This is a genomic window from Oricola sp., assembly GCF_965230365.1.
GTDB lineage: Bacteria > Pseudomonadota > Alphaproteobacteria > Rhizobiales > Rhizobiaceae > Oricola.
In genome coordinates this window covers 3,285,545-3,308,023 of sequence record NZ_OZ246003.1, presented here as the reverse complement: position 1 = coordinate 3,308,023, position 22,479 = coordinate 3,285,545, and the positions used below count along the sequence as shown (strand labels likewise).

Genomic DNA, 22,479 nt, shown 5'->3' with positions numbered 1-22,479 from the left:
ATGGAGTGGCGCGATCACGGCATCATCATCGGCACGCGCAAGCATGGCGAAACCAGCTTGATTCTTGAGGTGATGACCGAAATGCGCGGCCGCCATCTCGGGCTGGTGCGCGGCGGCCGCTCGCGGCGCATGCAACCAGTGCTGCAACCCGGCAACGCGGTCGACCTGATCTGGCGCGCCCGGCTCGAGGAGCATCTCGGAACCTACCAGGTCGAGCCGGTCTCGCTCATGGCGGCGCGGCTGATGGAGCACCCCGCCGGGATCTACGGCATCCAGCTGCTCGGCTGTCACCTGCGGCTGCTGCCGGAGCGCGACCGTCACAGCGAGCTTTACGGCGCGATCAAGGTGATCATCGAGCATCTGGCCGAACCGGCGATTGCCGGCCCGCTGATGGTGCGTTTCGAACTGCGGCTGCTGGAGGAGCTTGGCTTTGGGCTGGATCTCGCCAGCTGCGCCGGGACGGGCCGGACGGACGAGCTTGTCTACGTCTCGCCGAAAAGCGGGCGGGCAGTAAGCCGGGAAGCCGGCGAGCCCTATCGCGACCGGATGCTGGCCCTGCCGGATTTTCTTGCCGGCCGGACAGGCGGCGATGTCGATGCGGAGACCATGGATCAGGCGTTCCGGCTGACCGGCTATTTCCTGGAGCGACACATCTACGGTCCCCGCGGACTGAAGGAACCCGGCGAACGCGCCGGCTTTGCGGCCGCCGTCCGGCGGGCCCTGATGAAGGAGGAACCAGCTGATGACGGACACTGATCTGGAAATCTATCCCGGCGTGGTCGCCAAGGGAGGCTTCGGCATTATCCCGCGCGACATGCTCGCCACGCGGTCCGGGCTCGATAGCCTGCGCGCGCTGATCGCCGGCGATGTGCCGGCGCCGCCGATTTCCAAGACGCTCGCCTTCGCGCTGGTCGAGGTCGACGAGGGCAGGGCGGTCTTCAAGGGCATGCCGAGCGAAAGGGTCCTCAATCCGCTGGGTGTCGTCCATGGCGGCTGGGCGGCGACGCTGATGGACTCGGCGCTTGGCTGCGCCGTCCAGACGACGCTTAAGCCCGGCGAGGCCTATACGACGGCCGAGTTCAAGGTGAACCTTCTGCGCCCGATCATGCCGGATACCGGCGAGGTGACCTGTGTGGCGACCATTGTCAGCCGTGGCCGCACCATCGGTGTGTCGGAATGCCGGGTCATTGACGGGCGCGACCGCATCCTCGCATTCGGCACGGAGACCTGCTCGATCTTCCCGATCAAGCAGTAGGTTCGCCTATTCGGCAATGAACGTATCAAGCGCGGCCCGGCACGGCGCTTCGGCCCAGCGATAGGGGCCGTCGCGCCGGGCGATAAGATGTCCGCTGGCATCGACGACAAGGGTCGCCGGCAGGCCGGGGAAACCGAATGCGTCCTCCAGCCGGTCCTGACGGTCATGCAGTGTGATGAAGCCGTCGAGGCCGAGATCGTTCACAAAGCGGGTGATCGTTGCTGCCGGAGCGGGATCGGCGGCGATGACGATCAGGCTGTCGCGGCGCGCCTGCCGTTTGAGGTTTGCGGCGTAATCCGCCAACTGGGGCAGTTCTGTCCGGCAATCCTTACAATCGGTCGCCCAGACATGCAGGATCACGGGCCGGTCCAGGGGCAGGAAGTCGGCCAGCACATGCGTGTGGCCAACCAGATTGCCGACCTCGATATCGGCAAAGGGAAGCTGGCGCGGCTTTTCCTCGATCCAGCCGCAATCCGCGCCATCGGCGACCGCCGGCAGGGCGGCGGCGACGAGCAGGGCAGCGGTGATGACGGCGCGCATCGTTACTCGGCGGCCGCCAGGCCGGGGCGCTCGACCGGCCGCTCTCGGATCGGCCAATGCACGATTGCCGCAAAGATGCCAAGCGCCACGCCGAGCCACCAGACCGGATCGTAGGTGCCGTAAACGTCATAGAGATAGCCGCCCATCCAGACGCCGAGGAACGAGCCGATCTGGTGCGTCAGGAACACGATGCCGCCCAGCATGCCGAGATAGCGGGTACCGAACATGATCGCCACCAGCGCGTTGGTCGGCGGCACGGTGGACAGCCAGAGCAGGCCCATGGCGATGGCAAATATGGTGACGGACATGCCCGACTGCGGCAGCAGCAGAAAGGCGGTCACGGCGATGGAGCGGCCGATATAGATCAGGGCCAGGAAGATCGGCTTTGAGTATCTCTGGCCGATTACGCCGGAGGCGAGCGATCCGATGATGTTGAAGAAGCCGATCAGCGCGATCGCGATCACCGCGTAACGCGCATCGATGCCGATATCGTTGATATAGGCGGGGAAGTGGGCGGTGATGAAGGCGACCTGGAAGCCGCAGACGAAGAAGCCTGCGGTCAGCAGCAGGTAGCTCTGGTGGCTGAATGCCTCGCGCAGCGCTTCGCCAATCGACTGGTCGATGTCCGCCTGGCTTTGCGTTCCCGACGAGGAATTGCCGCGCAACGGAATGGCGAGGATCGGGACGATCAGCATCAGCGCCGACATGACGAGCAGCGAATCCGACCAGCCGAGGTTGTCGATCAGCATCTGGCTGAACGGCGCGAACAGGAACATGCCGGCAGAACCGGCGGCGGTGCCCATGCCGAAAACAAGCGAGCGCTGCTCTGCCGTGACGTTGCGCGCAAACGCGGCAAGAATGATGCCGAAGGAGCCCGACGCGACGCCGAGGCCCACCAGAAGGCCGCCGCCAATATGCAGGAACCAGATGCTTTCCGGTGAGGCCATCATCAAAAGGCCGGCGGCATAGATCAGCCCGGAAAGCGCCAGCACGCGCCATGTGCCCTGCTTGTCGGCAAGCGCGCCGAAGAACGGTTGTCCGAGCCCCCACATCAGGTTCTGAATAGCCATGGCGAGTCCGAACTCGGAGCGTGTCCATCCGGTCTCGTTCAGCATCGGAATCTGGAAAAAGCCCATCGCCGAGCGCGGGCCGAAGGTCAGCGCCGCGATCAGGCAGCCTGCGGCGATGATCAGCCACGGATAGGACGGTTCACGCGCGGCATCTGCGGTTTGAGCACTCATGGCCAATCCTCCGGCCTGCAGAGTTAGAACGCGCAGACCAGTCAGCCAAGTCAAATGTTGTGATGGTATCAATCAGCCTGACTTAACCTCGGCCTGCCATTTTTCTTCCCAAACGTCATAATTTGGGTGGACATTCGGGCCGCATCTGCCCGAAAACGTGGCGGGGCAATTTCGGCGAGGCCGGCATGAACGTCCTTTTTGCGATTTTCGCGATTATTCTGGCATTCTGGCTGCGCAGCGCGATCGCGCAAACGCGGCAAGTGCAGCGTGAGCTCGACGAGTTGCGCAATGCCTTGCGGCGCGCCGGCATCGCCATCGATGAACGCAAGGCCGAGACCGAAGCAGAACCCGAGCCTGAGGCCGATGCGCAGGCCGCCGGTCCCTGGGGCGCGCGTCCGGCAGCAAGGGCAGGCGATGAAGCCTCTGACGCGCCCGCAGCCCGGTCCGTTCCGGATGCCGAACCGGTCGCCTTGCCGGAAAGCTTGCTTGCGGCGCCTTCGGAGGCTGAACCCGAATCCGAGCCTGCCGCGCCGCGCCGCTCCGCCGCCGATATCGAAAGGCTGCTCGGCGCCAGCTGGTCGGTCATCCTCGGCGGTGTTGCCATCGCGCTCGGCGCGCTCTTTCTGGTGCGGTATTCCATCGAGGCGGGGTTGCTGGGACCGGGCGCGCGGATCGCGGCAGGTGTTATGCTCTCTGCCGGCCTGTTCGCCGCCGGCGAATGGCTTCGCCGCCGCGACCGGGAGGTGCAGGCGCCGGTGTTCCGCAGTGCCGACATTCCCGGCGTTCTGACCGGGGCGGGTGCCGTCGGCGCGTTCGGAACGCTGTTCGCCGCCCACGCCCTCTATGGTTTTGTCGGACCCGCATTCGCCTTTGCCGGCCTGACCGCCATCGGTATCGCCAGCCTGCTCTTGTCGGCAATCCACGGCCCGAAGCTGGCCGCCATCGGCTTGCTCGGTGCCTATGGCGCGCCGGTACTGGTGTCTTCCGACGCTCCGAGCGCCTTTGCGCTGGCCGCCCACACGCTGATTGTCACCGCGTCTGTCATGACGGTGGCGCGCATTCGCGACTGGTTGTGGCTGGCCTTCGGCGGCGTTGTCGGCGGCACCATTTGGGCCGCGCTGCTGCTCACGGTCCCGGACGGGCTCGCGCCTTTGTGGGCCGCCGTGCTGCTCGCCGGGCTTGCGGCGGTTTATGCGGCGACATTCGCCTGGGAGAAGGCCGACCGGCCCGTACCGCCCGAGGACCGCAAGGCGCATCGGCCCGCCCTGGTCGCCTTCTGGTTGCTGGCGCTTGTCTACGCCTTGCATGCAGCCGGTTCCGGGGATTTTCCAGCCGCGGCTGCCGGACTGGCGGTTGCCGGCCTGATGATCGCCACGGCGGGTTTCTGGCCGGCGATGTCGGCGGTAGCGGGCGCGGCGGCGTTTGTCGTGCTGATCTCGGTCGCCGCCATCGATCTGCCATACGCGCCCTATCTGGCGCTCTACGGGGTGGGTGAAGATCCGGGGGACTTGCTCGTACCCGCCAATATCGGCGCCTATGTCGCGGCCATCGGGGTTGTCGCGGTGCCGGTTTGCGCGCTTGCGCTGACAGCCGCAAGACGGGCCGCAGCGAGCGCGCCGCGCATGACCGGAAAGCTCGCCATTGCCGTGTCGCTGATCGGCGTCTTTTCACCGGTGATCGCATACTTGCGCATCGCACCCTTCGAAACCCATGTGCTGTTCGGCGCCGCTTCGCTGGCGCTGGCGCTGTTCTTCGCGCTCATGACGGAAGTTTTCACGCGGATGCGCCCCGACGACTGGTCGGCGCCGGCCCCGGCGGCGTTCGCCGTCGCCAGCGCCGCGCTGATCGCCTTTGCGCTCGGCGTGTCGCTGTCGGGCACCTGGCTGCCCTTCGGTCTTGCGCTGGCCGCCGCCGGGATTGCCTGGGTGTGGCGGTCGCGGCCGTTGAAGGCGTTGCCCTGGCTGGCGCTCGCGGCGAGCCTGCTCGCCGCGCTGGGGCTGTGGTCCAGCATGCCGTTTGCCGGCGAGACCATCGGAACGATCCCGTTTCTCAACCGCCTGATCATCATCGTCGGCCTGCCGGCTGCAGCCGTGCTCTATGCGGGCGAATTGCTGCGCCGCGGCGGCGCGGGCCGGCCGGGCGCGGCGGTCACCGCCATCGGTCTCGCGCTGCTCGGCCTGTTCGTCGCCCTGCAGTTGCGGCACTGGATCAACGGTGGGGAAATCACCGGCGGCAGGTTCGGGCTCGCCGACATGGCGGTCCAGACGATCGCGGCGCTCAGTTTCGCCATCGGCCTGCAGCGCCTTGCGCGTTATGCGAATGCGAGGATATTCGACAGGGCGTCGATCGTGTTCGGCGGCCTCAGCGCGGCGATGATCGCGCTTGGTCTGTTCGTTTTCTTCAATCCGCTGGTCACCGGCGACGAAGTCGGCGCGACAGCGGTGTTCAACCTGCTCTTGCCGGCCTATTTCCTGACCGCGGTCCTTGCCGGCATCGTCGCGCTGATGGCGCGTCCGGTGCGTCCGCGCTGGTACACGCTCGGCTATGCGCTGTTAGCCGGTTTGCTGGGCTTCGCGTTCTTCACCTTCACGGTAAGGCATGGATTCCAGGGCAGCCGGATCGGCTTCTGGCGGGGCACCTCCGATCTGGAATTGTGGACCTACTCGGCAATCTGGCTGGCGCTCGGCGCCTGCCTGTTGCCACTCGGTCTCTACCTGAAGTCGCTGCCGGTCCGCCTCGCGTCTGCGGCGGTGATCGCGCTGACCGTGTGCAAGGTCTTCCTGCTCGACATGACAGCGCTGACCGGCGTGCTGCGCGCGATTTCGTTCATCGGCCTCGGCCTGTCGCTCGTCGCCATCGGGCGCTTCTATCAGCGCGTTGTCCTGCGCCCGCAGAAAACGCAGGAACAGGATTGAAAACGCCCACCGGCATGGCCGGTGGGCGCTGATCGCGGTTGATGGCCGAATGGTGCCGACCGCGCGCTTTCGTCAGCCCGCGATGTGGTGCAGCCGGCGCTGGAACAGCACGTTGTCGGTCAGGTGATGCGCGTTCTTGGCGATTGCCAGAACGGCAAGATCGACGAGCGGCTCCAAAATGATGACGCTCATATAGGCGATGCCGAACGAGCCGACGCTCGCCAGGTTCCCGGCGCCGAAGCCCGAACCATAGAATGCCCAGAAGGCCACCCAGGCAACGATACCGGCCTGGTAGGATGTCGATAGTGCCAGTGCCTGGAGGTACTTCACGTCGCGATAGGGCGTGTTTGCCGGTATGATCCGGCGCGCCAGCAGGGTCATGGCGAATAGCGGCACAATCAGCGTGGTGACGTTGATGCCATACTGCGGCAGATCGAAGGGTGCGAAAAAGACGCCCTGTACCAGAAGACCGAGCGCCAGACCGACGGCTGCCGGTCCGGCGCCGAAGATCAGGTAAAGCGTCGATCCGAGGATGAAGTGGACCTCCGACACGCCGACCGGGTAGTGCGGCAGGATCTCGAAGAAGCAAAAGACGAGAGCCGTGGTCACGACCGATCGCGCGGCAAGCGAGACAATACCGCCATCATTGCGAATGGTGTCGAACGCCATCTTGCCAATCAGTCCGAAAGAGGCGGCGGCGGTTGCGTAGGAGAGAACGATCTTGGCGCCGTCGACGACGCCGGCTTCGATATGCATGTCAGTTCCTTTCTGCACCCATCGTGCATAAAACGGCCGGCGCGTTATGCGCCGCCGGTTGGTAGATGCGGGCAGGTCTCCTGACTCGCGCTTCATCGCCGACATCCGCCTTCCCGGGAGTGTTCCCAGTGGCGCTATGGATGAGGCTCTGCGCTCACAGTTGCGTGGGCAGTCGCGGATCGGGCCCCTTTTGGGTCATCCCTACCGTGTTCCCTTTTCATCCGAACGGATTTGCCGTTACGGAACCCGCGATCGAGGTGCCTACAGGAGTTCGGTAGCTTCGGCAATCGACATTGCGTCGCAGGACAGTGCCTAGCCGACATGGCGGCGGCGAGGGCGCGGCCGCCGGCTTGCGATATCAGATGTTCTTCAATCCGACGCGCTTGTGGACTTCTTCCACCGTCTCGGCGCGTTCGGAGTAGCGGTCGGTCAGATAGGGGCTGACATCGCGCGTCAGCAGCGTGAACTTCACCAGTTCCTCCATGACGTCGACAACCCGGTTGTAATAGGCGGAGGGCTTCATTCGGCCGTCGTCTTCGAACTCCAGCCACGCCTTGGCGACCGAAGACTGGTTCGGGATGGTGATCATCCGCATCCAGCGGCCGAGAATGCGCATCTGGTTGACTGCGTTGAAGCTCTGCGATCCGCCGCAAACCTGCATCAGCGCCAGCGTGCGGCCCTGGGTCGGGCGAATACCGCCGATCGGCGACAATGGCAGCCAGTCGATCTGCGTCTTCATCACCGACGACATGGCGCCGTGGCGTTCCGGCGAACACCAGACCTGCGCCTCCGACCAGATCGACAGATCCCGCAATTCCTTCACCTTGGGATGATCGGGATCGACCGAATCGGGCAGCGGCAGGCCGCTCGGATCGAACACGCGCACTTCGGCGCCGAGCCGGTCGAGAATGCGGGCCGCTTCGAAGCTGAGAAAACGGCTGAAGGAGCGCTTCCGCAAAGAGCCGTAGAGCATCAGCACGCGCGGCGGATGGGTCGCGCGCGGCGTGTCGAACAATTGCTCCCGGTCGATTGGATGCAGAAGGTCGCCGGCCAGGTTGGGCAGGCTCTTGTCGTCGCTCCAGTCCATGAATTGCCTTACGCCGCGCCCGCCGCGGCGAGATCCGTCGCGCCCGGCATCGCGCCGATCGTATTGAGCGCGGCCTTCAGGTCGTCGGGATTCATCGCCTCGAAGGGCAATGCCATCAGCGCCAGGATGCGGGCTTCCAAAAGTGCATAGGTTTCCGCGAAAGCGGCGCGGCGCTCTTCAGCACTCTCGCCCTTGCCGGCGGGATCGCCGATACCCCAATGCGCCTGCACCGGCGCGCCAGGCCAAAGCGGGCAGGTCTCGCCGGCGGCGTTGTCGCAGACCGTGATGACGATATCCATCTTGGGCGCGTCGGCACCCTCGAACTCGTTCCACGACTTGGAGCGGAACGCCGACGTGTCGTAGCCGTACTCGCCCAGCAGGGCGAGGCCGTCGGGATTGGGCTCGCCGCGCGGTGTCGAGCCGGCCGAAAACGCATTGACACGGCCTTCGCCGAGCTTGGCGAGGACGGCCTCGCCAAGGATCGACCGCGCCGAATTGGCGGTGCACAGGATGAGGATGTTTTGCATTGTTTTCCCGCAGGTTCGGGGTTTGCTAGCCCGTCCGCCCGATCGCGTCCAGTTCCTTTTGCAGCGTCAGGCTGTCGAGCGCGCTGATCGGCAGGTTGGTGAAGATCGAGATCCGGTTTGTCAGCATGCGGAAGGCTTCGGAGAATGCCAGGTGTTTCTCGGCTTCGTTGCCGTCGACGGCGGCCGGGTCCGGGACGCCCCAATGCGCCGACATCGGCTGGCCGGGCCAGACCGGGCAGGCTTCGGCAGCGGCCTGGTCGCAGACCGTGAACACGAAATCCATCACCGGCGCGTCCGGACCGGCGAATTCGTCCCAGCTCTTGGAGCGCGCGAAGCCGGTGTCGAAATTCAACTGTTCGAGAAGCTCAAGCGCGTAAGGATGCACGTCACCCTTTGGGTGGGAGCCGGCGGAGAAGCCCTTGAACCGGCCCATGCTTTCGCGGCCGATAATGGCTTCGGCAAGAATAGACCGGGCGGAATTGCCGGTGCAGAGGAACAGAACGTTGAATACCTTGTCAGACATTGCAAGCCTCCTTCAACAGGCACAAACGAGTTCATCCAGTACGGGTTGGCAGAGTTCGGGATTGCCGCCACAGCAATCCTCCATGAGAAATCCCAGCAGGTCGCGCATGCCATCAAAATCCGCGAAATAGCGGATGACGCGGCCCTCGCGCTCGCTGCGCACCAGACCGGCGCGGGCCAGAACGGCCAGATTGGCCGACATGGTGTTTTGCCGGACGTCGAGCACTTCGGCGATCTCGCCGGCGGCCATGCCGACCTCGCCGCGCTTGACCAGCAGGCGGAAGGTATCGAGGCGCGTTTCCTGCGCGAGCGCACCCAATGAGGCGATTGCGTCTGATTTATCCATATTTCGAGAATTATTGATATATCGTCTGCTGTCAAGTTCACCACCTGTGACGTTGGCGCGCGCCGCACGGTTGGATTTTGGAATTGATCGGAAGCCGCTAATTCTGCCACAACAGTCTGCTAACTTGTAAACCCGGCTGCTACTCAAGTAATGCGCTGGGAGTGTATTCGGGAGGAATGATGCAGGACTTGGGGCAGGAGGCGCATGCACAAGCGCAACCGGAGGCAACGGCGGCGAAACGCTTCGGCGTGGTCCAGCGTCCAGTGCTGGAATGGAACCGCGAAGTGGAACGGGAGACCGCGCATCTTTACCCGCGCGTCCGCCATCATATTCCGGAGATCGAGTGGCCGGTGTTCGCACCCTATATCGCGGCCATCAACCGGCTAAAGCAGCAGCGTAACGCGGTCATCCTGGCCCACAACTATCAAACGCCGGAAATCTTTCACTGCGTTGCCGATATCGTTGGCGACTCGCTGCAACTCGCCAAGGAGGCGACGAAGGTCGACGCCGAGATCATCGTCCAATGCGGCGTGCATTTCATGGCCGAGACCTCGAAGCTGCTGAACCCGGAAAAGACAGTGCTGATCCCGGACATGAAGGCCGGATGTTCGCTGTCGGAATCGATTACCGGCGCCGATGTGCGGCTGCTGCGCGAGCGCTATCCGGGCGTGCCGGTGGTCACCTATGTCAATACGTCTGCCGAGGTAAAGGCCGAAACCGACATCTGCTGCACCTCGTCAAATGCCGTCCAGGTGGTCGAATCCTTCGGCGCTGACACGGTGCTGTGCATCCCCGATGAATACCTCGCCATCAATGTTGCCGCCCAAACGGATGTGAAGATCCTGACCTGGAAGGGTCATTGCGAGGTGCATGAACGGTTTTCGGCCGATGAACTGCTGGCCTATCGCGAAGCCGATCCCGAAATCGAGATCATCGCCCATCCCGAATGCCCGCGCGAAGTGGTGGAGATCGCCGACTATGCCGGCTCGACCTCCGGCATGATCAACTATGTGCGCGACCGGCGTCCGCCCAAGGTGCTGTTGGTGACAGAGTGCTCGATGGCATCCAACATCGCCGGCGAGGTGCCGGATGTTGAGTTCGTCAAGCCTTGCAATCTGTGCCCGCACATGAAGCGGATCACGCTGCCGAAAATCCTCGATGCGCTGTGCTCGATGACCGAGGAGGTGACCGTCGATCCGGCCATCGCCGGGCGCGCTCGTCTGGCCGTCGAGCGCATGGTGAATCTGCAGAACTGACGGCGTTCGTTCAGGGCGTGGTCTCCAGCACCGGCTTGGTATATGTGATCTCGCCACCCGCAAAGTCTTTCACCTGGGCGGCGAACTCCTTGAAGAAGGGCTGCGCACGCAGATGCTCGAGCACTGATGGGTCGCGCCAGACCGGCACATGAACACGGGTCGCGCCGTCCTCGCGCACGAACACCTGGTAGGTGAAGCCTTCGCGCAACACCGCGTCGGCGGCGATGTTGTCATGGAAACTTTCGATGGACTGGCGCCAGGCCGCCTCGTCGCCGGAATAGGAGTATTCGATGATCTGCGAACCCATTTCGGAATGCCTCCGCTCTTCAACCTGTTCACATTGCCCCGCGGAAAACGTATCGTGGGAAGGTATATTCCGGCAAGTAGGGTAATCGATGTCACCTAGCAAACAAATGGAAAGAAACATTGCAGACTGTGGGATCTATCAGTCGGTCAATGTGCTCGGCAGCCGCTACAAGCTGCTCGTATTGCGGGCTCTGATCGCCTCCGACACGCCGCTTCGCTTCGGCGCGCTGATGCGCGAGATGCCGGGTGTCAGCCAGAAGACGCTGACGCGGACGTTGCGCGATCTGGAGGCGGCGGGCCTCGTCAACCGAACGGTCTTCCCCGAAGTGCCGCCGCGCGTCGAATACGGGCTGGAGGAAGCCGGTCGCGCACTGATGCCGGTTTTCCTGGCGCTGCATGCCTGGCGCGAGACCTATCCGGCGATCGGGCAGCCGGACCAGCCATGAAAACCTGCGGACAGCATCGATCGTTCGGAACTGAACGGTCGCCTTCGGAAAGTCGTGTAAATGCCTGATCCGGTTATCATTGTTGGCGGAGGACTTGCCGGGCTCTTTTGCGCGCTCAAGCTTGCACCCAAGGCGGTTACGGTGGTCGCCGCCGCGCCGATCGGGCGCGGTGCTTCGTCGGCCTGGGCGCAAGCCGGCATAGCGGCTGCGATCGGCGAGGGCGATACGGTCGAAGACCATGTCCGCGATACGATTGCCGCCGGCGACGGCATCGTCGACGAGGCGGTGGCGCGGCTGATGGCAACGGAAGCATCGGCCCGGGTGCATGACCTGCTTGAATATGGCGTCCCGTTCGACCGGGATCTCGAAGGCCGGCTTCAGGTCAGCCGCGAGGCGGCGCATTCGCACAGCCGGATCGTGCGGGTGCGCGGCGACATGGCGGGCCGGGCAATCATGGAGGCGCTGGTAGCCGCCGTCTGCAAGACGCCGTCGATCCGCTTGTTGGAAGGCCATGTCGCCGAGAAGCTGATCGTCGAGAACGGCCGCGTTTGCGGGCTTGTCGCGCGCGATGAAGCCGGGGCGGGCGACAAGACGATCACGGTACGCGGCGCAAACGTCGTCGTCGCAGCGGGCGGTGTCGGCCATCTCTATGAGGTCACGACCAATCCGGCGGAAGCGCGCGGCGGCGGCATCGGCATGGCGGCGCGCGCTGGGGCGCGCATGGCCGATATGGAGTTCGTGCAGTTTCACCCGACCGCCATCGATGTCGGCCTCGATCCGGCGCCGCTCGCCACCGAAGCGCTGCGCGGCCACGGCGCGACGCTCGTCAACAGTTCCGGCGAGCGTTTCATGGTGGCATTGCACCCGGACGCCGAACTGGCGCCGCGCGACGAGGTGGCGCGTGGCATCTTTGCCGAAATCACGGCTGGGCGCGGCGCGTTTCTCGACTGCCGCGACGCCATTGGCGCGGGTTTCGCCAACGAGTTCCCGACCGTCCACGGCTATTGCCGCGATGCGGGTATCGATCCGGTGACCGAGCCGATCCCGGTCGTGCCGGCGGCCCATTACTTCATGGGCGGCATCTGGACCGACATCGACGGCCGCACCTCGCTGCCGGGGCTGTGGGCTTGTGGCGAGGTGACGTCGACCGGTGCGCATGGCGCCAACCGGCTGGCGTCGAACTCGCTGCTGGAGGCGGTGGTGTTTTCCGAGCGCATCGCCGAGGCGCTGAAGCCGGGGGCCGAAGGCGCGCCCGCCGGCTGGCAGGCCGGCTCGGTTGCAAGCGACTCTGGCGAAACCTATACCGACAGCCACCAGATGAAGGCGCTTCGCCAGGCGATGAGCGCCAATCTCGGCGTGCTGCGCGACCGCGACGGCATGCGCGCTGCGCTGCGCACCATCCTCGAACTGGAGGAGGGAGCCGAGACCGAGCGTTTCCGCAATGTGCTGACCACGGCGAAGCTGATCGCTGTCGCCGCCCTCAACCGCGAGGAAAGCCGCGGCGGACACTTCCGCACCGATTTTCCGACCGAGAACGATGCCTGGAAGCGCCGCACGCTGCTGACGCTCGATCAGGCGGAAAAGACGATTCCCGATCTGCTGGAGAACTGAGAATGCCGTCAAAAGCCTTGCCTCCTGGTCTTCCACAGTTGCTGGTCGAGGACGCCGTGCGTGCAGCGCTGCTGGAAGATCTCGGCAGGGCAGGCGATATCACCACCGCTGCGACGATTCCGCCGCAAGCATCGGCGAATGTGGTGCTGTCGACGCGTGAGGCCGGCGTTGCCGCCGGTATCGGCTTTGCCGAGACGGCGTTTCGCCAGATGGACCCGGCCATCGTTTTTTCGGCCAAGGTCGCCGATGGCGCGCGGGTCGAAGCGGGCGATGTGCTGGCCGAGATCGCCGGCAATGCCCGCGCCATCCTGTCTGCGGAGCGGGTGGGGCTCAATTTCCTGATGCATATGAGCGGCATCGCCACCCACACGGCGCGTTTTGCCGCCGAAATCGCCCACACGCACGCGAAAGTCTGTTGCACCCGCAAGACCATTCCCGGCCACCGCGCCTTCGAGAAATATGCGGTGCGCTGCGGCGGCGGCTCCAACCACCGTTTCGGCCTCGACGACGCGGTGCTGATCAAGGACAACCACATCGCCGTTTGCGGCGGCGTCGCCCCGGCCATCGCGCGCGCCCGCGCCTATGTCGGCCACCTGGTCAAGGTCGAGGTCGAGGTCGATACGCTCGATCAGATGCGCGAGGCGCTTGCCGCCGGGCCGGATGCGATCCTGCTCGACAACATGACCAACGACGAACTGCGCGAGGCGGTCGCCATTAACACCGCCGAAAGCCATGGCCGGGTGACGCTGGAGGCGTCGGGCAATGTGTCGCTCGACACCGTCCGCGCCATCGCCGAGACCGGCGTCGACTACATCTCGACGTCGAAGATCACCATGGCCGCCGCGACGCTGGATGTCGGGCTGGATGTGCGGGTGGGGTGAAGGCGCGGTCGCGCCCTCGAAGGCGGCTAAGCCGCCTCGCTGCGGTACAGATGCACGTCGGTCTGCGGATAGGGGATCGACAGTCCGTCGGCGTCGAAGCGCTCCTTGGCGAGCTTGATCAGCTCGCGCGAGGCGGTCCACCAGTCTGCGGATTTCATCCAGATCCGGCAGGTCACCTCGACCGCGCTGTCGCCGAGATTCGAGACATAAATGAACGGCTCCGGATCTTTCAGCACCTTGTCGTGACCGTCGATCAACGCCTGAAAGGCAGCGAACGCCTTGTCGATGTCATCGCCATAGCCGATGCCGACGACGAGATCGAAGCGGCGGCGCGGATGGCGCGAATAGTTGGTCACCGAACTGCCCCACACAGACGAGTTGGGCGCCAGCACATAAAGCCCGTCCAGCGTCTCGAACTCGGTGGCGAACAGGCCGATCTCCTTGACCACGCCGCTGGCCGCCCCGGTCTCGATATAGTCGCCGACCTCAAACGGCCGCAGGAACAAGAGCATGATCCCGGACGCTATATTCTGCAGCGTGCCCTGCAGCGCCAGGCCGATGGCGATACCGGCGGCGCCCAGCGCGGTGATGATCGACGCCGTCTGGACACCGAACTGGGTGAGCACGGTGACGAAAACAACGACCAGCACGGCGTAGCGCGCCGCCTTGGCGAGAAACAGGTTCAGCGTCTCGTCGCTGTCGGGCAGCCGCTTGAGGCCGGAATAGACCCAGCGCCGCACCATTCCCGCGACGATGAAGCCGATGATCAGCACCAGGATCGCGCCGACGACCGACAGGGAATAGTCGACGACGACGCGTCCCGCAGCGTCCCATATCGATTGCATCGCAGCGCTCATGTCCACCAGGGCGCCACTGACAGTCGTTTCTGCGTTTTCCATGTGATTCTCCCTTGGGGATCGCTTTTGCATTCGCTTCTACATGCGGTTGCACGCCTTTCAACCGCAACGTAAGCAGATTCATGATCGGATATCGATCTCGCCGGCGCGGAGGCGACGGCTACTTTCGGCTTCTGGACGGTTTTGTGTATGCTGCACCAAAACCCGATGAGGCGAGCGATGATTTTCGTTGAGGCCACGAAAGACGGCGGCGAGGTCCGCTACCGCGACAGCAAGCGTTATCTGTGGTGGCTTTCGGTCGCCGCGCCCTCGTTGCCGGGCATAGCCGGGCTGGCGCTGATGCTTGGCGGGCACGTGGCGTGGGCGGCATTTCCGATGCTGTTCTATTTCGTCGCCATTCCCGCCCTCGACGCGCTGATCGGCGAGGATACCAACAATCCGCCCGAAGCGGTGGTCGAGGCACTGTCGTCCGACAATTACTATCGGGCGCTGCTCTATTGCACGATACCGGTTCTCTATCTCAGCTTCTTAATCGCTGCGGCGGCCGCCGCCACGGTGGCGATGCCGGTTTGGGCCTATGTCATGCTGGCGCTGGGCGCGGGTTCGGCGGCCGGCGTAGCGCTTACGGTCGGCCACGAACTCGGCCACAAGACCAATGCACCGGATCGCTGGGCCAGCAAGATCGCTTGTGCGCTGACCGCCTACAGCCATTTCTGCATCGAGCACAATCGCGGCCATCACACCGAGGTGGCGACGCCGGAAGACCCGGCCTCGGCGCGGCTCGGCGAGAGTATCTACCGTTTCGCGCTGCGCGAAATCCCGGGCACGGCCCGGCGCGGCTGGAGGCTCGAGCGCATGCGGCTGGAGCGCAAGGGCCTGCCGTTCTGGCATTGGCGCAACGATCTGCTGCAGGGCTATGCGATCGCCGTGGTCATTGCTGTCGTGCTGATCGCGCTCATCGGCCCCGCCGTCGTGCCGTTTATCGTCATCCACCATGTCTTTGGCTGGTACCAATTGACCCAGGCGAACTATGTCGAGCATTACGGGCTGAAGCGGCAGCGCCGCGAGGACGGCCGCTACGAGCCGGTCGAACCGCGTCATTCCTGGAACACCAATCATATCCTGTCCAACCTGATGCTGTTCCATCTGCAGCGCCATTCCGACCACCACACCAATCCGCTGCGCCCCTATCAGGCGCTGCGCGACTTTGCCGATCTGCCGCGTCTGCCGAGCGGCTATCCGGGGTGTTTCGCGCTGGCGTCACTTCCGCCGCTGTGGCGACGCGTGATGGATCCGAAGGTGGCCGCATGGGCCGGCGGCGTTATTGAAAACGCCAATGTGCAGCCCGGTATGGAGCGCCGCTACGCGGCCATGTTCGCCGCCCGTTGAGCGACAGTTCCGGCGCTTTTTTCACATGAACGCTTTCTGAACGCGGCCTTCAGGCTGCGTTCGAAACGGCTCGTCTAGCTTCTCCTCATTCGAAGCGGCCAAAGGCCCGCATCAATCAAACGAGGAGAAAAGACATGCCCCGCACTTTCATCATCGCAACCGCAGTTGCCGCTCTTGTCGGCGTCGCTTCCGTCCCGGCTTCTGCCAATGACGTGTTTCTCGACCAGTTCGGCTTCGGCAACGCAGCCGGCGGCGCCCAGGCCGGTATCGGCAATGCCATCGGCATCTACCAGAACGGCATCTTCAACGGCGCTGTCAGCGAGCAACTCGGCAATGGCAACACCGCCGCCATTGGCCAGGAAGGCTTCAACAACCAGGGCGACACCTACCAGAACGGCGACTTCAACCAGGCCGGCGTCGGCCAGTTCGGCGCCAACCACAACGCCATCCTGACCCAGGACGGCAACGGCAACATCGCCGCCGGCGTGCAGGTCGGCAACGGCTGCGGCGCCAACGTCAACCAGACTGGCGGCGGCAATGTCGCGGCCTTCGTCCAGACCTGCCCGTAAGGCGAAACGCGAACGCCAGCCCGCAGGCCGGGCGCGAAACGGGGCGGTGATCCGCCCCGTTTCCCCGGTCGCAGCACAGAAATGCAGCCAAGGAGATCCGTTATGAAACACACCACCAGACTGCTTCTCGCCGGCGTAGCAGCGGCTATTGCAGGCGTCGCGGTGGCCGGAGCGGCAACCACCATGGTCACCGGACAGGATGGCCCGGTGCGCTGCGAAATCGAGGCCGACACCGTGCGCGGCGCAACGCGGCTGACCGGCATCGTCCACACCGACACGTCGATCTCGGGCACCTATCGCTTCAAGGTCGAGGGCGGCGGGCGCGCCGGCCGTTCCAACATCTCGCAGGGCGGTGCCTTTGCCGCGGAACCGGGCGATGCCTTCAGGCTCGGCCAGGTCATGGTCGGCAACAATGGCGGCGTGCATGACGCCACGCTCGAGCTCAACGTCATGGGCACGACCTATTCCTGCGACGCCCATATCGGCGCGATCTGATCCCTCCCAGCCTCCCAAGACATCGCGTCGAGGCCCCGGCTTGTTGTCGGGGCCTTTTTCGTCTGCCGGCAAGGCCCGCCGGGCCTGTTTCGATGAATGCGCGCTGAACGGCCGGTTCCGGATCGGTTCAGCGCCGGCCGGTCATAGTGGGGACAATTCAGACACACCGTAAAAATCGAGGAGAGACCAATGACACGCCACCTGAAGACCATCGCAGCCTCCGCCCTGATCGCGGCTTCCGCCTTCGGCGCGACCGTTTTGCCGGCCAGCGCCGGCGGCCAGATCTCGATCGGCATCGCGCCGACCAACCAGGAGCAGGCCGACGCAATGCGCGCCGGATTGCAGATCTACTCGATCGTCAAGGGCGCCCAGAATGGCGGCCTGATCGAACAGCTCGGAAACGGCAACGCAGCCGGCCTGGCGCAGCTTGGGTCCGGCAATGTCGGCGTCGTTCACCAGGACGGCAATGGCCATAACGGCACCGTCACGCAGAATGGCAACAACAACGCCCATGGCCTGTTCCAGTTCGGCGAGAACACCGATGGCCATGTCAGCCAGAATGGCGGCGAAAGCGGCCTGACGTTCCAGTTCGGCTGGTAAGCCCGGCCACGCCGCCCGGTCAGATCCGGGCGGTCCTAGGCAGCATCGCGTTCGAGCGGGAACCGGAACGGGGACCCCTCGAACGCATCTTCGCCCCGGCCGATGGAGCGGATGGCATCCACCATGCGGCCGCCTCGGCCAAGAACATTATCGGCGATTTCGATCAGTTTCGGATTGGGCGTGGCCGACGGCGCGCGGAAGCGCAAGTCATGCGCCAACTCGTGCTCGTCGAGCTCTTCGTTGAGCGCCAGCGCGCACATATAGGCCGATGCGGTGGAGCGCGATATGCCGGCAAAGCAATGGATGATCATCGGCGCCTGGCGGTCCCAGCCGCGCGCGAAATCGAGGATCGCGCGGACATGCTCTTCGCCCGGCAGCGTCATGCCCTTGATCGGCATGGCGATGTCGTTGAAGCCGAGGAACAGGTGTTGGTCCTTGGCGATTTCGCGCGGCCGGGTGACCGGCGTGCCCTCATTGATAACCGTCAGCATGCGCTTTGCGCCCGTCGTCGTGGCGGCGAGTTGAAGTTTCGACAACGGACAGACGACGAAATACGGCATGGTCAGGCTTTCTTTTTACGGGGATTGCATTCCGCCTCGAAGGCGGCCTGGACTTCCGCGAAACGGGCGAGATAAAGCGCCTGTATGTCGGCAACGGGCAGCGGCGTCAAATCAAGTCCGTCGGGCGAAAAGCCGCGCGGCCTGCCGAAGTAGGTCGTCGCTTCCTTCTCCGAGAAACCGGCGAGTTGGGTCGCCTCGTAATAGGCCGAGATCATGTCGGCCCGCTTGATCTTGGCATGCATCGTCCTGGCGAGTTGCGCCGGCAGGCCGAAGCGGATGTGAATCGCTTCCTCAAGCCGCGCCTCGACCGCCTTGTAATTGCCGCCAAGCACCCGCTTGAACGGCGAGATCATGTCGCCGATGACGTATTCGGGCGCGTCGTGCAACAACGTCGCCAAGCGCAGCATCGGGCTGCAGCCTGGCACGATCCTGCCGACGATATGCTCGACGGCGAGCGAATGCTGGGCGACGGAATAGGCGTGGTCGCCACGCGTCTGGCCGTTCCAGCGTGCGACCCGCGCCAGACCATGCGCGATATCCGCGATTTCCACATCGAGCGGCGAGGGGTCGAGCAGGTCGAGCCGCCGACCCGACAGCATGCGTTGCCATGCGCGCGACGGCGCGCCTTCGCGGTCGGGCATGGTTCAGTCCCCGGCCTTGTCCGCGGCGGGCCAGCCATAGCCGGCGCCGTCCGGCAGCGACACCGCGACCGGCACCTCGCCCGCCGCGATTTCGGTCCCGGCGTCGATTGCGTCCCTGGCACGGTCGAGCCGGACGATTGCCAGCCCGCTGTTCCCGGAGACGGTGCCAAGCGTGCCGATGGCCCGCCCGCCGGCTGTAATGGTTTCGCCGGTTTCGCCGAGCGCCGTCTCAGCCGTCAAGACGACCGGCCGCCGCCGCGCCGTGCCGCGATGCTGCATGCGCGACACCACCTCCTGGCCGACATAACAGCCCTTTTTGAAGCCGACTCCGTGGTGCTGATCGAGCGCAACGTCATGCGGGAAGGCATCGCCCGGCTGGTAGTCGCTGCCGCATTCGGCGATCCCTCGGGCGATGCGCAGCGCGGCCCAGCCTGCAGCGTCATCTTCAAAGCCGGCCGGGGCGTCGCCGTAGTGGCGCAGCACCGCAACCTGATCGCCGAACCGGCTGTCACGCACGGTTCGCGCCTTCACCGAATCTGATATGTCACTCCAGGAAATGGCAATAACCATATCGGATAAAACGGAAATATCTACATTTGCGCGCAGCTTGTACATGGTCAGGCGCCTGACGAAATCGGTCGCCATGTCATTGCGAATATCGATCAGGAAACCGTCGGTGCCATCGCGGGCCAGCAAGAAATCGAACATGATCTTGCCCTGCGGCGTGAGCAGCGCGCCGGCGCGCGCCTCGTCATCGGCGACCGGGTCGATATCGCAGGTAACAAGGTTTTGCAGGAAATGCGCCGCATCCGCGCCGCTGATCGAGACGATACTGCGATTGTCGGGGATATGGGTGGGCATGGCGTTCGATTCGCTCTGCAAGCTTGCCTTGGCGTTGCGACCTACGTAAGCCCGGACCATTCGCGCGGCAAGAGACATCGCGGCAAGAGACATCGCCGCAAGGGGCACAGAATGGCTGGCACATACGATCTGGTTCTTAAGAACGGCATTGTAGTCAATCACGACGGGCGGGGCGCTCGTGATGTTGGTGTAAACGATGGCCGCATCGTCGAAATCGGTTCGATCGCCGCCAAAGACGCTGGCGAAGTCATCGATTGCACAGGTCTGCACATCCTGCCGGGCGTCATCGACAGTCAGGTCCATTTTCGCGAGCCGGGCCTTGAACACAAGGAAGACCTGGAATCGGGATCGCGTTCTGCGGTGCTCGGCGGGGTGACAGCCGTGTTCGAGATGCCGAACACCAATCCGCTGACCACAACCGAAGAACGGCTTGCCGACAAGATCGTCCGCGCCACCGGGCGCATGCATTGCGATTTCGCGTTTTGGGTCGGCGGGACGCGCGAGAACGCGGCCATCGTCGGCGAACTGGAGCGACTGCCCGGCGCGGCCGGCATCAAGGTCTTCATGGGCTCTTCGACCGGCGACCTGCTGGTCGAGGACGACGAGGGCGTGGCATCGATCCTTCGCAACACGCGCCGCCGCGCCGCCTTCCATTCCGAGGACGAATTCCGTCTGCGCGAGCGGGAGGGCCTGCGCGTGACCGGCGATCCGTCATCGCACCCTGTCTGGCGCGATGCCACGGCGGCGTTGCAATGTACCGAGCGGCTGGTGCGCATCGCCCGCCAGACGCGTGCGCGTATCCATGTGCTGCACATCTCCACCACCGACGAGATCGCCTTTCTGGAACAGCACAAGGACGTCGCGACAGCAGAGGCGACGCCGCATCATCTGACATTGTGCGCCGACGACTATGCGCGGCTCGGCACGCTGATCCAGATGAACCCGCCGGTGCGCGAAAGCGCGCATCGCGACGGAATCTGGCGGGGTGTCGCGCAGGGCGTGATCGACGTGCTCGGTTCCGACCACGCGCCGCACACGCTCGAGGAGAAGGCGAAACCCTATCCGGCCTCGCCATCCGGCATGACCGGCGTGCAGACGTTGGTGCCGGTCATGCTTGATCACGTGAATGCGGGCAGGCTGACGCTGGAGCGTTTCGTCGACCTGAGCTCGCACGGTCCGAACCGGCTGTTCGGCATCGCCCGCAAGGGCCGCATCGCTACCGGTTACGATGCCGATTTCACCGTCGTCGACATGAAGCGCACCGAGACCATCCGCAACGGGCAGGTTGGTTCCAAAACCGGGTGGACGCCCTATGACGGCAAGCAGGTGACCGGCTGGCCGGTTGGCACGATCATTCGCGGCCAGCGCGCGATGTGGGAGGGCGAGATCGTCACGCCATCGGCTGGCGAACCGGTGCTGTTTACCGAGGCGTTACCGGCGTGAGGCGCGGCGCCGCAATTCGGCTGCGAGGTCGCGCAGGCGCGATTCCGCCTCGGCCGTGATGCCGCCGCGCGCGTGATCCTCGCGCACCAGATCCTCGATGTCGCCGATCACCCTTTCCAGATTGGGGCCGCGGGTTTCCTTCTCGTGGAAGCCGAACAGGTCGATCCAGCGGTCGCTCTCGTGACCGACTTCCATCAGCCGGTCGTAGACCGCGTGCGGGTTTCGGCCGCCGAACAGGAAACCGATGGCGGCGGCGGCAATCGAAATCGGACTGAGAAACAAGTCGCGCAAGCCGTCGGCGAACAGCTTGACCTGGAAGATGATGACACGCCTGATCAGCGCGCCGCGCGAATTGTAACGATGTCTTGCCAGTACCGAAGGACGTGCGAGGGCTGTGCGATGCGCCGGCATTCCGATCCCCTGTTTGCTGCGGTGGCTCTCATATCGGCATTGCGGCAGCCGAATCCAACCCCGAAGACTGGAGCCGTCGATTGCCTGCCGCGGAAAACCGCAAATGCCCGTCTGTCGATCCGCTTGCGCCCCGAACTACCCGGCACATCCTAAGGTTTTTCTGAAACTTGCGCTGGTTCGAATATGAGCCGGACAAAATCGCGATAGAGCAACAATTGCCGGGGCAAGAGGGACTTGTCGCCGACGACCCTGGACAGGATGATTCCGCCATCGCCGACGACCGAGAACATGTCGGCCAGGTCGTCAAGATCGACGCTGATCTTCGGCTCGTAGCGCTCGGCAATCCTCGCAATGCGCTCGCGAAAGCGGGAACGCCACGACAGCACCGCCTTTGCATTGATGTTCCGGACTTCCTGATCGAACAGTTGTTCGTGATAGCAGATCGACGCGACGATGCAGCCTGGGTGGCCGTTCGGCATGTCGTCGAAGACCTTTGCCAGCAGCTTCAGCGCGATCAGAAAGCTGTGCAGCGGATCCTCGCTCAGCTCGTCGGCTTCGTTGAAGGCGCGGTCGAAAACCACGTCGTCCTGTTCGATGTATCGCTCGAGCAGGGCACGCGCCAAAATCGTCTTGTCGCGAAAGTGGTAGAAGAACCCGCTTTTCGAGATGCCGACTTCGGCGATGAGTTCGTCGATCGATGTTCCTGAAAATCCCTTTGCAAGGACGGCCGCCTGCGCCGCCTCCAGGATTTGTTGCTTTTTTGGCACGTCCAGATTTGTCATCTTGTCTTCCTTGGCGCCGGCAATCCACGTCCAAACTATACCACAAGTACTGTACCTGTGGTCCAGTTTGCTGGGGCATTCTTGCCGCCCCTGACTGCTTCCTCAAGGTTATGGAGGCATAAAGTACTGTTTTTGTGGCAAAAAATTAAAAATGATCGACTGATCTATTAGTTCACTGCGTT

General features: G+C 64.1%; 26 protein-coding genes and 1 riboswitch. Of the genes, 12 read left to right on the top strand and 14 right to left on the bottom strand.

The window, feature by feature from the left end; all coding sequences use genetic code 11:
* Nucleotides 1–756 carry a DNA repair protein RecO gene (gene recO, locus ACO06R_RS16100; protein ID WP_421852245.1) on the top strand — a complete coding sequence of 252 codons (756 nt, stop codon included), beginning with the start codon at nt 1–3 and terminating at the stop codon, nt 754–756.
* Nucleotides 743–1,255 (top strand): PaaI family thioesterase, encoded by a 513-nt coding sequence (locus ACO06R_RS16095; RefSeq protein WP_421852242.1) that lies wholly within the window; start codon nt 743–745, stop codon nt 1,253–1,255. The genes recO and ACO06R_RS16095 overlap by 14 nt, the downstream gene beginning before the upstream one ends.
* Before the next feature lie 6 nt (nt 1,256–1,261).
* Here ACO06R_RS16095 and ACO06R_RS16090 read toward each other — a convergent pair whose 3' ends face one another.
* Entirely contained in the window at nt 1,262–1,795 is a 534-nt protein-coding gene (locus ACO06R_RS16090; protein WP_421852239.1) for a TlpA family protein disulfide reductase, read from the bottom strand.
* 2 nt (nt 1,796–1,797) lie between these two features.
* Nucleotides 1,798–3,036: an MFS transporter gene (locus ACO06R_RS16085; protein ID WP_421852236.1), complete on the bottom strand. Its 1,239-nt coding sequence runs from the start codon at nt 3,034–3,036 to the stop codon at nt 1,798–1,800.
* Nucleotides 3,037–3,221: 185 nt separating this feature from the next.
* Here ACO06R_RS16085 and ACO06R_RS16080 point away from each other — a divergent pair, with 185 nt between their 5' ends.
* Nucleotides 3,222–5,951 (top strand): DUF2339 domain-containing protein, encoded by a 2,730-nt coding sequence (locus ACO06R_RS16080; RefSeq protein WP_421852233.1) that lies wholly within the window; start codon nt 3,222–3,224, stop codon nt 5,949–5,951.
* Between the two features lie 72 nt (nt 5,952–6,023).
* Here the strand turns inward: ACO06R_RS16080 and ACO06R_RS16075 are convergent, their stop codons facing one another.
* The 5 genes from ACO06R_RS16075 to ACO06R_RS16055 form a co-directional block, all read right to left on the bottom strand.
* Nucleotides 6,024–6,707 carry an energy-coupling factor ABC transporter permease gene (locus tag ACO06R_RS16075; protein ID WP_421852230.1) on the bottom strand — a complete coding sequence of 228 codons (684 nt, stop codon included), beginning with the start codon at nt 6,705–6,707 and terminating at the stop codon, nt 6,024–6,026.
* A 53-nt stretch (nt 6,708–6,760) separates the two neighbouring features.
* Nucleotides 6,761–6,972: riboswitch (cobalamin riboswitch) on the bottom strand.
* 93 nt (nt 6,973–7,065) lie between these two features.
* On the bottom strand, nt 7,066–7,794 hold the full coding sequence (gene arsH / locus ACO06R_RS16070) for an arsenical resistance protein ArsH (RefSeq protein ID WP_421852227.1): 729 nt from the start codon (nt 7,792–7,794) through the stop codon (nt 7,066–7,068).
* 8 nt (nt 7,795–7,802) lie between these two features.
* Nucleotides 7,803–8,321 carry an arsenate reductase ArsC gene (locus ACO06R_RS16065; RefSeq protein WP_421852224.1) on the bottom strand — a complete coding sequence of 173 codons (519 nt, stop codon included), beginning with the start codon at nt 8,319–8,321 and terminating at the stop codon, nt 7,803–7,805.
* Between the two features lie 25 nt (nt 8,322–8,346).
* On the bottom strand, nt 8,347–8,844 hold the full coding sequence (locus ACO06R_RS16060) for an arsenate reductase ArsC (protein ID WP_421852221.1): 498 nt from the start codon (nt 8,842–8,844) through the stop codon (nt 8,347–8,349).
* Nucleotides 8,845–8,856: 12 nt separating this feature from the next.
* Complete coding sequence (locus tag ACO06R_RS16055; RefSeq protein WP_421852218.1) at nt 8,857–9,189, bottom strand: ArsR/SmtB family transcription factor; 333 nt, start codon at nt 9,187–9,189, stop codon at nt 8,857–8,859.
* A 179-nt stretch (nt 9,190–9,368) separates the two neighbouring features.
* Here ACO06R_RS16055 and nadA point away from each other — a divergent pair, with 179 nt between their 5' ends.
* On the top strand, nt 9,369–10,445 hold the full coding sequence (nadA, locus tag ACO06R_RS16050; protein ID WP_421859451.1) for a quinolinate synthase NadA: 1,077 nt from the start codon (nt 9,369–9,371) through the stop codon (nt 10,443–10,445).
* Nucleotides 10,446–10,455: 10 nt separating this feature from the next.
* Here nadA and ACO06R_RS16045 read toward each other — a convergent pair whose 3' ends face one another.
* A complete protein-coding gene (locus ACO06R_RS16045) occupies nt 10,456–10,752 on the bottom strand; it encodes a hypothetical protein (RefSeq protein WP_421852215.1) in 297 nt (98 codons plus the stop codon).
* Between the two features lie 106 nt (nt 10,753–10,858).
* Between ACO06R_RS16045 and ACO06R_RS16040 the strand changes: the two genes are divergently transcribed.
* The 3 genes from ACO06R_RS16040 to nadC are packed head-to-tail and all read left to right on the top strand — an operon-like array spanning nt 10,859 to nt 13,689.
* On the top strand, nt 10,859–11,197 hold the full coding sequence (locus ACO06R_RS16040) for a winged helix-turn-helix transcriptional regulator (RefSeq protein ID WP_421852212.1): 339 nt from the start codon (nt 10,859–10,861) through the stop codon (nt 11,195–11,197).
* 60 nt (nt 11,198–11,257) lie between these two features.
* Nucleotides 11,258–12,808, top strand: a complete 1,551-nt coding sequence (locus tag ACO06R_RS16035) for an L-aspartate oxidase (protein WP_421852209.1) — start codon at nt 11,258–11,260, stop codon at nt 12,806–12,808.
* 2 nt (nt 12,809–12,810) lie between these two features.
* Nucleotides 12,811–13,689, top strand: a complete 879-nt coding sequence (nadC, locus tag ACO06R_RS16030) for a carboxylating nicotinate-nucleotide diphosphorylase (RefSeq protein WP_421852206.1) — start codon at nt 12,811–12,813, stop codon at nt 13,687–13,689.
* A 26-nt stretch (nt 13,690–13,715) separates the two neighbouring features.
* On the opposite strand, the gene ACO06R_RS16025 is transcribed toward nadC, so the two are convergent.
* Nucleotides 13,716–14,588 carry a mechanosensitive ion channel family protein gene (locus ACO06R_RS16025; protein WP_421852203.1) on the bottom strand — a complete coding sequence of 291 codons (873 nt, stop codon included), beginning with the start codon at nt 14,586–14,588 and terminating at the stop codon, nt 13,716–13,718.
* 177 nt (nt 14,589–14,765) lie between these two features.
* Between ACO06R_RS16025 and ACO06R_RS16020 the strand changes: the two genes are divergently transcribed.
* The 4 genes from ACO06R_RS16020 (at nt 14,766) to ACO06R_RS16005 (ending at nt 17,599) form a co-directional block, all read left to right on the top strand.
* Entirely contained in the window at nt 14,766–15,935 is a 1,170-nt protein-coding gene (locus ACO06R_RS16020; RefSeq protein ID WP_421852200.1) for an alkane 1-monooxygenase, read from the top strand.
* A gap of 134 nt (nt 15,936–16,069) precedes the next feature.
* A complete protein-coding gene (locus ACO06R_RS16015; protein ID WP_421852197.1) occupies nt 16,070–16,504 on the top strand; it encodes a curlin in 435 nt (144 codons plus the stop codon).
* Nucleotides 16,505–16,606: 102 nt separating this feature from the next.
* Nucleotides 16,607–16,999: a curli-like amyloid fiber formation chaperone CsgH gene (csgH, locus tag ACO06R_RS16010; protein ID WP_421852194.1), complete on the top strand. Its 393-nt coding sequence runs from the start codon at nt 16,607–16,609 to the stop codon at nt 16,997–16,999.
* A 189-nt stretch (nt 17,000–17,188) separates the two neighbouring features.
* Nucleotides 17,189–17,599, top strand: coding sequence for a curlin (locus ACO06R_RS16005; protein ID WP_421852191.1), 411 nt, complete (start codon nt 17,189–17,191; stop codon nt 17,597–17,599).
* Nucleotides 17,600–17,634: 35 nt separating this feature from the next.
* On the opposite strand, the gene ACO06R_RS16000 is transcribed toward ACO06R_RS16005, so the two are convergent.
* The 3 genes from ACO06R_RS16000 to ACO06R_RS15990 are packed head-to-tail and all read right to left on the bottom strand — an operon-like array spanning nt 17,635 to nt 19,661.
* Nucleotides 17,635–18,159: a tyrosine phosphatase family protein gene (locus ACO06R_RS16000; RefSeq protein WP_421852188.1), complete on the bottom strand. Its 525-nt coding sequence runs from the start codon at nt 18,157–18,159 to the stop codon at nt 17,635–17,637.
* Nucleotides 18,160–18,161: 2 nt separating this feature from the next.
* Entirely contained in the window at nt 18,162–18,800 is a 639-nt protein-coding gene (locus ACO06R_RS15995) for a YfbR-like 5'-deoxynucleotidase (RefSeq protein WP_421852185.1), read from the bottom strand.
* A 3-nt stretch (nt 18,801–18,803) separates the two neighbouring features.
* Nucleotides 18,804–19,661: a YgfZ/GcvT domain-containing protein gene (locus tag ACO06R_RS15990; RefSeq protein ID WP_421852182.1), complete on the bottom strand. Its 858-nt coding sequence runs from the start codon at nt 19,659–19,661 to the stop codon at nt 18,804–18,806.
* 111 nt (nt 19,662–19,772) lie between these two features.
* On the opposite strand from ACO06R_RS15990, the gene ACO06R_RS15985 reads away from it, so the two are divergent.
* Entirely contained in the window at nt 19,773–21,104 is a 1,332-nt protein-coding gene (locus tag ACO06R_RS15985; protein ID WP_421852179.1) for a dihydroorotase, read from the top strand.
* Here ACO06R_RS15985 and ACO06R_RS15980 read toward each other — a convergent pair.
* Together ACO06R_RS15980 and ACO06R_RS15975 are read right to left on the bottom strand one after the other, a co-directional pair.
* Nucleotides 21,093–21,515 (bottom strand): hypothetical protein, encoded by a 423-nt coding sequence (locus ACO06R_RS15980; protein WP_421852176.1) that lies wholly within the window; start codon nt 21,513–21,515, stop codon nt 21,093–21,095. The genes ACO06R_RS15985 and ACO06R_RS15980 overlap by 12 nt on opposite strands.
* A 149-nt stretch (nt 21,516–21,664) precedes the next feature.
* Entirely contained in the window at nt 21,665–22,297 is a 633-nt protein-coding gene (locus ACO06R_RS15975; protein WP_421852173.1) for a TetR/AcrR family transcriptional regulator, read from the bottom strand.
* Nucleotides 22,298–22,479: the final 182 nt, after the last annotated feature.

Bases quoted from the DNA above. Each gene is read 5' to 3' on its own strand.
- nadC (WP_421852206.1), top strand. From the start codon at position 12,811: ATGCCGTCAAAAGCCTTGCCTCCTGGTCTTCCACAGTTGCTGGTCGAG.
- ACO06R_RS16085 (WP_421852236.1), bottom strand. From the start codon at position 3,036: ATGAGTGCTCAAACCGCAGATGCCGCGCGTGAACCGTCCTATCCGTGG.
- ACO06R_RS15975 (WP_421852173.1), bottom strand. From the start codon at position 22,297: ATGACAAATCTGGACGTGCCAAAAAAGCAACAAATCCTGGAGGCGGCG.
- ACO06R_RS16045 (WP_421852215.1), bottom strand. From the start codon at position 10,752: ATGGGTTCGCAGATCATCGAATACTCCTATTCCGGCGACGAGGCGGCC.
- ACO06R_RS15985 (WP_421852179.1), top strand. From the start codon at position 19,773: ATGGCTGGCACATACGATCTGGTTCTTAAGAACGGCATTGTAGTCAAT.
- ACO06R_RS16060 (WP_421852221.1), bottom strand. From the start codon at position 8,844: ATGTCTGACAAGGTATTCAACGTTCTGTTCCTCTGCACCGGCAATTCC.
- ACO06R_RS16040 (WP_421852212.1), top strand. From the start codon at position 10,859: ATGGAAAGAAACATTGCAGACTGTGGGATCTATCAGTCGGTCAATGTG.
- arsH (WP_421852227.1), bottom strand. From the start codon at position 7,794: ATGGACTGGAGCGACGACAAGAGCCTGCCCAACCTGGCCGGCGACCTT.
- ACO06R_RS15995 (WP_421852185.1), bottom strand. From the start codon at position 18,800: ATGCCCGACCGCGAAGGCGCGCCGTCGCGCGCATGGCAACGCATGCTG.
- csgH (WP_421852194.1), top strand. From the start codon at position 16,607: ATGAAACACACCACCAGACTGCTTCTCGCCGGCGTAGCAGCGGCTATT.
- ACO06R_RS16080 (WP_421852233.1), top strand. From the start codon at position 3,222: ATGAACGTCCTTTTTGCGATTTTCGCGATTATTCTGGCATTCTGGCTG.
- ACO06R_RS16015 (WP_421852197.1), top strand. From the start codon at position 16,070: ATGCCCCGCACTTTCATCATCGCAACCGCAGTTGCCGCTCTTGTCGGC.
- ACO06R_RS16000 (WP_421852188.1), bottom strand. From the start codon at position 18,159: ATGCCGTATTTCGTCGTCTGTCCGTTGTCGAAACTTCAACTCGCCGCC.
- ACO06R_RS16020 (WP_421852200.1), top strand. From the start codon at position 14,766: ATGATTTTCGTTGAGGCCACGAAAGACGGCGGCGAGGTCCGCTACCGC.
- recO (WP_421852245.1), top strand. From the start codon at position 1: ATGGAGTGGCGCGATCACGGCATCATCATCGGCACGCGCAAGCATGGC.
- ACO06R_RS16095 (WP_421852242.1), top strand. From the start codon at position 743: ATGACGGACACTGATCTGGAAATCTATCCCGGCGTGGTCGCCAAGGGA.
- ACO06R_RS16005 (WP_421852191.1), top strand. From the start codon at position 17,189: ATGACACGCCACCTGAAGACCATCGCAGCCTCCGCCCTGATCGCGGCT.
- ACO06R_RS15990 (WP_421852182.1), bottom strand. From the start codon at position 19,661: ATGCCCACCCATATCCCCGACAATCGCAGTATCGTCTCGATCAGCGGC.
- nadA (WP_421859451.1), top strand. From the start codon at position 9,369: ATGCAGGACTTGGGGCAGGAGGCGCATGCACAAGCGCAACCGGAGGCA.
- ACO06R_RS15980 (WP_421852176.1), bottom strand. From the start codon at position 21,515: ATGCCGGCGCATCGCACAGCCCTCGCACGTCCTTCGGTACTGGCAAGA.
- ACO06R_RS16090 (WP_421852239.1), bottom strand. From the start codon at position 1,795: ATGCGCGCCGTCATCACCGCTGCCCTGCTCGTCGCCGCCGCCCTGCCG.
- ACO06R_RS16065 (WP_421852224.1), bottom strand. From the start codon at position 8,321: ATGCAAAACATCCTCATCCTGTGCACCGCCAATTCGGCGCGGTCGATC.
- ACO06R_RS16035 (WP_421852209.1), top strand. From the start codon at position 11,258: ATGCCTGATCCGGTTATCATTGTTGGCGGAGGACTTGCCGGGCTCTTT.
- ACO06R_RS16055 (WP_421852218.1), bottom strand. From the start codon at position 9,189: ATGGATAAATCAGACGCAATCGCCTCATTGGGTGCGCTCGCGCAGGAA.
- ACO06R_RS16025 (WP_421852203.1), bottom strand. From the start codon at position 14,588: ATGGAAAACGCAGAAACGACTGTCAGTGGCGCCCTGGTGGACATGAGC.
- ACO06R_RS16075 (WP_421852230.1), bottom strand. From the start codon at position 6,707: ATGCATATCGAAGCCGGCGTCGTCGACGGCGCCAAGATCGTTCTCTCC.